This is a genomic window from Pseudoalteromonas sp. S558 (assembly GCF_005886635.1).
Taxonomy (GTDB): domain Bacteria; phylum Pseudomonadota; class Gammaproteobacteria; order Enterobacterales; family Alteromonadaceae; genus Pseudoalteromonas; species Pseudoalteromonas aliena.
Map to the genome: position 1 here is coordinate 1 of NZ_PNDU01000201.1, position 9251 is coordinate 9251.

8 protein-coding genes are annotated in these 9251 nt (G+C 39.7%); 1 reads left to right on the top strand and 7 read right to left on the bottom strand.

Annotated elements, in window-relative coordinates:
* Nucleotides 1-223: 223 nt before the first annotated feature.
* Entirely contained in the window at nucleotides 224-805 is a 582-nt protein-coding gene (locus CWB66_RS14195; RefSeq protein WP_077538208.1) for a superoxide dismutase, read from the bottom strand.
* A gap of 265 nt (nucleotides 806-1070) precedes the next feature.
* On the opposite strand from CWB66_RS14195, the gene CWB66_RS14200 reads away from it, so the two are divergent.
* Nucleotides 1071-1409: a Grx4 family monothiol glutaredoxin gene (locus CWB66_RS14200; protein WP_004335359.1), complete on the top strand. Its 339-nt coding sequence runs from the start codon at nucleotides 1071-1073 to the stop codon at nucleotides 1407-1409.
* A gap of 77 nt (nucleotides 1410-1486) precedes the next feature.
* On the opposite strand, the gene CWB66_RS14205 is transcribed toward CWB66_RS14200, so the two are convergent.
* The 6 genes from CWB66_RS14205 to CWB66_RS14230 form a co-directional block, all read right to left on the bottom strand.
* Nucleotides 1487-2800: a sensor histidine kinase gene (locus CWB66_RS14205; protein WP_138585888.1), complete on the bottom strand. Its 1314-nt coding sequence runs from the start codon at nucleotides 2798-2800 to the stop codon at nucleotides 1487-1489.
* Entirely contained in the window at nucleotides 2800-4131 is a 1332-nt protein-coding gene (locus tag CWB66_RS14210) for a sigma-54-dependent transcriptional regulator (RefSeq protein ID WP_138585889.1), read from the bottom strand. Before CWB66_RS14210 ends, CWB66_RS14205 begins: the two co-directional genes overlap by 1 nt.
* A 71-nt stretch (nucleotides 4132-4202) precedes the next feature.
* Nucleotides 4203-5411 carry an ABC transporter permease gene (locus tag CWB66_RS14215; protein ID WP_138585890.1) on the bottom strand — a complete coding sequence of 403 codons (1209 nt, stop codon included), beginning with the start codon at nucleotides 5409-5411 and terminating at the stop codon, nucleotides 4203-4205.
* Nucleotides 5412-5422: 11 nt separating this feature from the next.
* Nucleotides 5423-6736, bottom strand: coding sequence for an ABC transporter permease (locus tag CWB66_RS14220; protein WP_138585891.1), 1314 nt, complete (start codon nucleotides 6734-6736; stop codon nucleotides 5423-5425).
* A 3-nt stretch (nucleotides 6737-6739) separates the two neighbouring features.
* Complete coding sequence (locus CWB66_RS14225; protein ID WP_138585892.1) at nucleotides 6740-7450, bottom strand: ABC transporter ATP-binding protein; 711 nt, start codon at nucleotides 7448-7450, stop codon at nucleotides 6740-6742.
* A gap of 50 nt (nucleotides 7451-7500) precedes the next feature.
* On the bottom strand, nucleotides 7501-8754 hold the full coding sequence (locus tag CWB66_RS14230; protein ID WP_138585893.1) for an efflux RND transporter periplasmic adaptor subunit: 1254 nt from the start codon (nucleotides 8752-8754) through the stop codon (nucleotides 7501-7503).
* Nucleotides 8755-9251 lie beyond the last annotated feature (497 nt).

The window sequence follows — 9251 nt, forward strand, 5'->3', positions numbered from 1 at the left end:
AAACAAGGCGAATTTGCGCGTCAATAGCGGGCCTATTGCAAGTAAATTCAACGCAGTTAGCGCTGAAAATAGCTGCTTGAGATAGATTTATTATCCAGAGTTCAGGTTACTTATTTCTGCTGGCTTAGATGGCGAATTACGCGAATATAAAAATGGCAGGTGGGCAATTAGAGACAAAAAAAGACGCCTAAGCGTCTTTTTTAAATTAGCGTTTAAAGGCTAATTAAGCGAAGTTAGCGTTCGCGAATTCCCAGTTAACAAGTGACCAAAAACCTTTAAGGTAATCTGGACGCACGTTACGGTAATCAATGTAGTAAGCGTGTTCCCATAAATCCACAGTAAGGATTGGAGTAACGCCATCATCTGTTAATGGTGTAGCAGCGTTAGATGTATTAACGATGTCTAGTGAACCATCAGCAAGCTTAACTAACCACGTCCAGCTTGAACCAAAGTTATTTACTGCTTTGTCGTTTAATGCAGTTTTAAACGCATCAAAAGAACCCCATTTAGCGTTAATTGCATCAGCAACTGCGCCAGTAGGCTCGCCGCCGCCGTTTGGAGATAAGCTGTTCCAGTAAAAGGTATGGTTCCAGATTTGTGCTGCGTTGTTAAATACGCCGCCTTCTGATGAACATACGATCTCTTCTAGAGATTTGTTTTCAAACTCAGTACCAGGGATCAAACCGTTAAGCTTAACCACGTATGTGTTGTGGTGTTTGCCATGGTGAAACTCTAGTGTTTCTTTTGAAATATGTGGCTCAAGTGCGTCGATTGCATATGGTAGTGACGGTAGTTCAAATGCCATTTTTTTATCTCCGTTTTCTTTGGTTGATAGTCCATTTGGTAATACGTAATGCCTGTTGAAACAGAGCACTAATCTATACCAAGCGGTAATATAGTGTTACTATAATTGTTGAGTATTTTACTCAAGTTTAAGCAAACAGCAATGCTATTGCGAAAGACTATTTCAATTGCGGCTTTATTTGCCCATTTAAGTTATATATTTATGGTCACGATGTGTTATTTTCAAGACCTAAGTGTATTTAGCTATCGTTACTTTGAGGTTGTAGATGGAAACCATTGATAAAATTAAACAGCAAATTTCAGAAAACCCAATAATCCTTTTTATGAAAGGGTCACCTAAATTACCAAATTGTGGTTTTTCTTCACAAGCATCACAAGCGTTAATGTCATGTGGTGAACCATTTGCATACGTTGATATTTTACTTAATCCAGACATTCGTGCTGAGCTTCCAGCATATGCAAATTGGCCAACATTCCCACAGCTTTGGGTAGATGGCGAATTAGTTGGTGGTTGTGACATTATTATCGAAATGTTTCAACGCGGTGAATTACAGCCGTTAATTACAGAAACTGCTGCTAAATATAAAGAAGCTGACGCAGAGTAATCTATTACAGGTTATTAAGCTTCTTTAAGCACAAAGCCACTTTTTAAGTGGCTTTGTTGTTTTGCAAGCCATAAAAATTACGAGTAAGGGAGGCTTATTTGCACGTTCAAGCCCCCCTTTATTTTATTATGCAAACTGATATGTCCTTGATGCGCTTCTGCAATTTCTCTGCACAGGGCAAGCCCCAAACCGCTCCCCGTACTTTTTGTTGAATAAAAAGGCACTAAAGCATTCGCCATTACTTGCTCGCTCATTCCTTTACCGCAGTCACTGACATTAATAACACACGCTTGTGTAACGCATTCAACCTGAATATGTATTTCGGTGATGTTAGAGCCTGACTCATGCGCATTTTTTAATAAATTAATGAGCAGCTGCTCAAGCTGTGCTTGATCTGCTTGTAACTCATGGTGTGAATTTTTTATTTCGTAGCTAAATTGCCAGTGATTTTTTAAATCATTGAGCGTGGTTTGCCAGTTAATCTGTGTTTTTTGTGGTTGTGGTAACTTAGCAAATTTGCCGTAGCCTTGTACAAACTCAGTTAAATGGCTGATGCGTTCGTCAATCGTTGCAAATACACGAGCAAGACGAGGCTCGTCTACTTTATTTGCTAGCAATTGCGCGCTGTGCAGCATGGATGACATAGGACCGAGAGAATTATTTAGTTCGTGACTTATTATTCGTATTACTTTTTTCCAAACGGCTACTTCTTGGCGGCTGAGTTCACGGGTTAGCTGTTTAAATATATATAAATGATGCTTTTGGTTATTGAGTAAAAATTCTCCGGTGGCTAAATGCCAAGTTTCTGAGTCTTGATTCTCTATTTCTATATTAAAAAGACCATCAACACCGTGTTCGATGGCTGTTGTTAATTGCAGGGGCGAATTTTCGAGTAACTTACTTAGCTGCATACCTTCAAGACGAGTTGCGCTATTAAATAAACTACGGCTAATTAAATTGCTAAATACCACAATGTTATTGTCGTTAACCAGTAGCAGCGCTTGCGGCGAGCTTTGCAATACTTTGTCGAGCATTAATTCGCGTTGATAAATCCATTGTTTTTCTTGGCGAAGCTGTTTAGCCGTTTGATTATAAAGTTGGCATAATTTTCCTAGTTCATCGTTATTTTTATACGCGAGTAAACTAGAGAGTTCGCCGTCTTTAAAATTAAGTAGTCCGGTTTCGAGCGATTGCATACCCAGCTTTATTGATTTAGTTAATACCTTAGAAAGTAATATGCTTAAGAATAATGTTAGCAGTATTAGCAGTGCAGTGTGATACAGAGTAAAGTTACTCAATGCAGCAATAGCAGCAACAGGAAGGGTGCTACAAAGTGCACAGATTAGTATGATTTTTTTACTTAGGGACAAATTATTAATAACGTTTAGCATCAATAATCAATCCCCATTTTTTGTAACCGCCTGTAAAGTGCTTGCCGGCTTAAACCAAATTTACGAGCAACCTTTGCGATAACACCTTGATGAGCGCGTATTGCATCTTCTATTTCTTGTTTAGTCGGCTCTGCTTTTATATCTTTATGCGCATTAACCAATGGCTGAAGCGCAAAGTCATTGACCGTAAGTGTGCCGCTGGGTTTTAGGACTGCGACACGTTTACAGGCGTTTTCCAACTCGCGAACGTTACCAGGCCATTTGTAATGTTTAAGTGCCTGCTCTGTATCTATATTAAGCTCTCGGTGCGGTAAAAAGTAACTAATAAGCGCCAAAATATCATCTTGCCTTTCGCACAGGGCAGGCACGTTGAGCTCAATTACGTTAAGACGATAATATAAGTCCTCTCTAAATCGTCCTTGTTGAATTGCTTGTAGTAAGTTTTCGTTAGTTGCCGATATGACGCGTACATTTACTTTGCGTGTTTGTGTTGAGCCTAAACGCTCAAATTCGCCGGTTTGTAGTACGCGTAGTAATTTCATTTGCCCAGAAAGTGGTAAATTACCAATCTCATCTAAAAACAAAGTGCCACCGTCGGCGGCTTCAAAGCGGCCAATGCGTTGTTTGGTTATACCTGTATATGCACCTGCTTCAGCGCCAAAAAGCTCGGCCTCTATAAGTTCTTGTGGCAGAGCGCCGGCGTTCACCTTAATAAATGATTGCGATACAAGCAGGGAGTTTTTTTGAATGATATGTGCAATGCACTCTTTACCACTGCCATTAGGGCCTGTAATTAATGCTGATATATCAGATTTAGCCACTTGCAGCGCCATCGTGATCAAACGCTCCATGGCGGTGCTTTTAAATATTAACCCAGCAAGATCTGCGTTTTTAAATGTACCTTCACGTTCTTTTTGATGGCGGTTATGTGTTGCCACGATTTCTTTAGCATGGCCAAGTTCAATTAAGTTATTAATACAAATAAGTAATTTTGTATCGTCCCATGGCTTTGGTAGGTAGTCGGCAGCACCGGCTTTTACAAGCTCAATGGCGGTAGCAAGCTCAGTCCACGCTGTAATAAGGATAATAGGTAGGTGCGGGTTTATTTCTCGTAGTTCATAAAACAAGGTTTTACCTTCTTCGCCAGAGGTTGTGTCGCTGGTAAAGTTCATATCTTGAATGACAAGCGAAATTCGTTGATAACGCACTATTTGCAAAGCATCAAATGGATTTGTTGCCGTAACAACCGAAAAATCGTGGATTTCGAGTAACAATGAAAGTGCGTCGAGTACAGCTTGGTTATCGTCAACAATGAGTATTTTATGAGTCATAGGTTATTTTTATAATTTTTTAAATGGCTACACTATTTTATAAGCAGTGTAGCATAGTGATTTACATATTATTAAATAGTACGAGTTGCGATACTTGGCGAAATATTAGCAGCGCGTTTGGCCGGCGCTAATACAGCAAGTAAGCTCATTAAAAATACGGCAATGGCGGTAACGGCTATATAACTTGGCGGTAGTGCAGCTACAGAAAAATACTGCATTAACATTTTCCCAAGCAGTATTGCTGTTACTACACCTAAGGCTAAACCTAGGCTACAAATTAATGCATTTTCTACTAAAAAGTAGCTAACAATAGCTGACTTTCTTGCGCCAAGTGCTCTGCGTGTACCAATTTGTTTAGTGCGTTTACTAATATTAAATAAGGTTAAACCAAAAATACCAAGAGCGGTTATAAGTACTAAAATAGTGATTAATACTATAAGCATGCGCATCATGAGGCGGTCTTGAGCGGTGTACTCATTTTTTAGTTCATCAAGCCCTTTAATGTTATTAATAACGCGCTTACTGTAATTTTCAAGCATGGCATTTTCTATTTCTTTCATTACAGCTGCTCGCTGACTAGGCTCTGTACGAACGGCAACTTGTGTATAACTTTCTGCTTTAATATAAGGAATAAACGCAAAATTATCGGGTTTACTGTCTTTGAGCCAAGGGCCTTTCATTTTTCCGATCACGCCAATAATTTTAAGTGGTAGGTCGCCAAAATAAACGATTTTCCCTAAACCATCTCCTCCAGGGTAAAGCTCATCAAGTAGGGCTTTAGTAACGATAGTGACGTTGGTGCGCTTTTGTGTAATTTCGTTGGTAACCAGCACTTCATCTTCGGTAAAGTTTCGCCCAGCAACTAAGTTAACGCCATACGTATTAATAGCATGATCGTCTATAAAAATATAAGCGGCCCTGACACTTAGGCCTTTTTGTGGAGCAGGTTTTAAATTAAAGCTAGAGGCACTACCACTGCCTGATAGCGGGATACTACTGCTTAATGCGGCATCGACTACGCCAGGCATTGATCTGATCATGGTTTCATCAAGCTCAAATTGTTGACTCAAGTTAATATCTGTACCAAAAGTCATTACATTAAACTTAAATATATCTTGTTCAGGATAACCCGTTTCTTGGTTTAAATAACTAATTCTGTCTTGAATAATAAAGGCTGCATTACTGACGATAGCGGTGGTAATTGCAATTTGAATTAACAGTAGTACGGCGCCTACTTTTGAGCGACATAAGGCATTAAATATAGGTTTTATTTCTAACATTGTGACATTCCTTATTGGCTCTTCAGATAAATGGCAGGATTGGTTTTGCACACCAGCCAAGCAGGGTACAAACCAGCTAGAATACAAGTGGTAATAGCAATCAATGGCGCACTCAATAACATGGTTAAATCCATTGTGGCCAAGTTTTCATAGTAGTCGTAGCTTTGCCCAACGCCCATTAAACCAAGTTGCGCTAATACAATCCCTAGCATGCCCCCGATAAAACCAAGTACAGCGACCTCAACTAAGTGTTGTAAAAATATTTGCCTTTTACTGGCACCTAATGCACGTCTTACACCTACTTCTGGCGCTCTGCGCAAAAACTTAGCTAAAAGTAATCCTAAAATATTGGCTAAGCACACACCTAAAAACATAAAGCTTAAGCCCACTAAAATTTTATTGTCTTCGGTGACGACGTTGTTGTATTGCATCCATTGGTTTACATCGCGAAGTTTATACCCCAATTCTTTACGATTAAATCGCCCACGCTTTTGTTGTTCTTGCATGTAGGCTAATAAGTAATTTTGATAGGCTTGTTTTTGTTCAAGCGTATTTAGCTCTGCCCAAAACTGGATCCATACTTGCTCCGATTGCAGTTTATCTGCAAAAGTTGGCGTGTTTTCGTGCTTCCACCCATTACTATTGCCCCAACTAACGAGCTCCTTTGCTTTAATTAAACTAAAAGGCATAAATAATTCTTCTATTTTATTAAATGCGCCATTATTTAAGTCATAATATTTAATGTTAAGTGGCCAATGCTTAAGCACACCAACTACTTGATAGCTGGCATCGTCTAAATTGATAAGCTTACCTATGGAGTTTTTTCCTGCAAATAGTTTATCGTTTAGTTCTTGTGAAATAACAACCACAGGTGCGGCTGAGTTTTCTTGCTCTTTACTCCAGGCCCCTCCGTATAGAAATGACAAATTAAACATGCTAAAAAAGTCAGGCGTTGTCATGCGAGCACTGCCAATAAAGGGTTTTATTTTATCTGAATCTAAATAAACTGAGAAACCGGTACGCATCATGGCGACTTTTCGCTCAGGACTGGGTGCTTTTACTAAGTTTACGGCATCTTGATAGGTCAGTTGCAGTGGCATGTTATCTTCTGTCCACCACGTACTACCGTCGTCCATTGTTTGCAATTGTACGCTGTAAAGTTGGTCGCTTTTTTCAGGAATAGGATCAGCCGACATCATGTGATATACACTTAAGCTCGTCATAGTGATGCCAATACCAATGGCAATCGCCAGTACCATTAAAAAACTCACCAGCGGGGTGCGCTTAAAGCTGCGCCAACTTAAATCTAAGTAATGAATAAACATTGGCTAAACTCCTGATGCGGTTCTAATATTTGGCGCACCCTGATAAAGGGTGAAATCGGCAAGTTGTCCATCGACTACTTGAATATTACGCGGAGCTCGGCGCGCTAACTCGCTGTCGTGTGTCACCATTATAATAGTGGCACCATCGCGATTTATTTGCTCAAGTAGTTCCATAACTTGACGAGCCATTAAGCTATCAAGATTACCAGTTGGCTCATCGGCAAGTAAAAAACGAGGTTCTCCGGCAAGTGCACGTGCTATTGCAACACGCTGTTGTTGACCGCCCGACAATTGTTGAGGTAAGTGCTTAGCCCGAGATGCTAAACCAACTTGTTCAAGGCATTGCTCAATTCGACGTTTCCGCTCATTTGCTTTAATCCCTCTGTAGCGAAGAGGGACTTCTATGTTTTCGTATAAGTTTAAATCAGGGATTAAATTAAAACCTTGGAATATAAAGCCAATTTTTTGATTACGTAAATCGGCACGCTGGTTATCGTTTAGGCTGCCAACATTAACACCATCCAACAGGTATTCACCTTCGCTAAAAGGCTCGAGCATACCTGCAATATTTAAAAAGGTTGTTTTTCCTGAGCCGCTAGGACCGGTAACAGCAATAAATTCGCCTTCGTTTACTTGCAGGTTAAAGTCGCGTAGCGCATGGGTTTGTACCATTTCAGTTTGGTATACTTTACTTACGTTATTCATTTGTAACATGGGTATTCCTTAATTATTTTTACGTTGGTTGAGAACGTTATTTATTCTGTTTAGTTTAATAAAATCGTGTCGGCTTGTTTAAAGTCGCTGTAGCTAGAAATAATGATTTCATCGTTTTCTTTAACACCGCTTAAAAGTTCAACCGCGTTAATGCTGGTGGCACCTGTAGTAATAGGTATGCGTTTTGCAATGTTGCCTTCTACCTTATAAGCAACAATTCCGCCTTGCTGCATAAAAGCGCCGCGTTTTACTTGCATTATGTCTTGGCGGTTATCGAGTAAAATACGTGCTGTTAAACGCTGATTTTGACGAATGTTATTACTAACTCCATCAAAGCGAACGCGCGCTGTGACTTCTCGGTTATTTACCTCGGGTGATATAGCGGATAAAACACCCATCACGGTTTCACTGCCTAGTTTAAGCTCTACTTCCATACCGAGTCCTAATTCGTTGGCATAACTTTCAGGTACTTGGAGTTCTGCTTCAAAATTACTTAAATCAACGAGTGTCATTAGTGGCTGGCTTTGTGTTACGGCGGCTTTTTGTTGCACTAATAGGTTACCTACGATCCCTGTAACGGTAGCTTTAATTGATAAATTGCTTACTTTTCGATTTAAATCATCAACGATAAGCTGCTGACGAGTCACATCACTTTTAGCGGCTTGTGACTCGAAGGTGAGTGTATCTTTGGCAAGTGATACCTCTTGTTGTGCATGCTTATAGGAGAGTTTTGCTCGGGATAGATCATCAACCGCTTTTTCAAGATCAATTTGGCTAATTAAGTGCTTTTGTATTGATAACTGCGCTCGACGATTTTCGCGTTTGGCTGCGTTTAGTTCTACCTCAGCCATATCAAGAGTTTTATTTAATGCCAGTGTTTGACGCCTTGCTTGCAGATGTTGTCTTTGTTGTTCACCTTCGAGCCTTTTAAGTACAGACTCTTGTTGCTTTAATTCATTTGTCAACTCTGGACTTTGAAGTAGCGCAAGTGTGTCACCTTCTCTTACGGTATCACCCGCTTTGACTTTTAAATCTATAAATCCCCGTTCAGGGCTATACATTTGGGGGGCATTTGCTGCAACAATTTTACCGCTGGCAGCGATATCCCGTATGAGCGTTTTTACTTGAACCACTGCAATTTGTAATTTTGCGCGACTAATTGATGTGTCTGCACCGTTGCCTGCCATTAGAGTTTGAATACAGACAAAGCCGATTAGCAAGCTAATCACACTAGCAATAATGTATTTTTTATAATTAATAGTTGCTTTTACCTGCACGTCTTGTGCACTCGTGTCTTTAATCATCGTAAATCCTATTTTGTATACTTTTCGCAAAGCAGCACAACCGTCGCGCAGCATATAGCGGCGATAGGCGATACCAAAAATAAACTGAGGGTAAACATAGTTATTCCAATTAGCGAATCTATGGTGTTCTATACCAGTAATATGCCAACATTTAAGAGTTTGAAATATAATAGATTTTTGTTGTTTACGAGATTGTTAATACGTACGCGGACATAAATAGTGTCCGCTGCGGACAGTTCGGTAAATAAAAATTCACTATTAAAAGACTAAAATGACACACAAATTAATAACTAACTTGAGCTCTGGTTAAGAGATTTACTAACGTATTGAATCATGGTGATATTTAAATTTATTTTCTCTAGCCAGAGATTTTCAGTGAAAACAAGGCGAATTTACGCGTCAATAGCGGGCCTATTGCAAGTAAATTCAACGCAGTTAGCGCTGAAAATAGCTGCTCGAGATAGATTTATTATTCAGAGTTCAGGTTAATTAGATTG

Coding starts and splice junctions, on each gene's coding strand:
- CWB66_RS14195 (WP_077538208.1), bottom strand. CDS start 805: ATGGCATTTGAACTACCGTCACTACCATATGCAATCGACGCACTTGAG.
- CWB66_RS14200 (WP_004335359.1), top strand. CDS start 1,071: ATGGAAACCATTGATAAAATTAAACAGCAAATTTCAGAAAACCCAATA.
- CWB66_RS14205 (WP_138585888.1), bottom strand. CDS start 2,800: ATGCTAAACGTTATTAATAATTTGTCCCTAAGTAAAAAAATCATACTA.
- CWB66_RS14210 (WP_138585889.1), bottom strand. CDS start 4,131: ATGACTCATAAAATACTCATTGTTGACGATAACCAAGCTGTACTCGAC.
- CWB66_RS14215 (WP_138585890.1), bottom strand. CDS start 5,411: ATGTTAGAAATAAAACCTATATTTAATGCCTTATGTCGCTCAAAAGTA.
- CWB66_RS14220 (WP_138585891.1), bottom strand. CDS start 6,736: ATGTTTATTCATTACTTAGATTTAAGTTGGCGCAGCTTTAAGCGCACC.
- CWB66_RS14225 (WP_138585892.1), bottom strand. CDS start 7,450: ATGTTACAAATGAATAACGTAAGTAAAGTATACCAAACTGAAATGGTA.
- CWB66_RS14230 (WP_138585893.1), bottom strand. CDS start 8,754: ATGATTAAAGACACGAGTGCACAAGACGTGCAGGTAAAAGCAACTATT.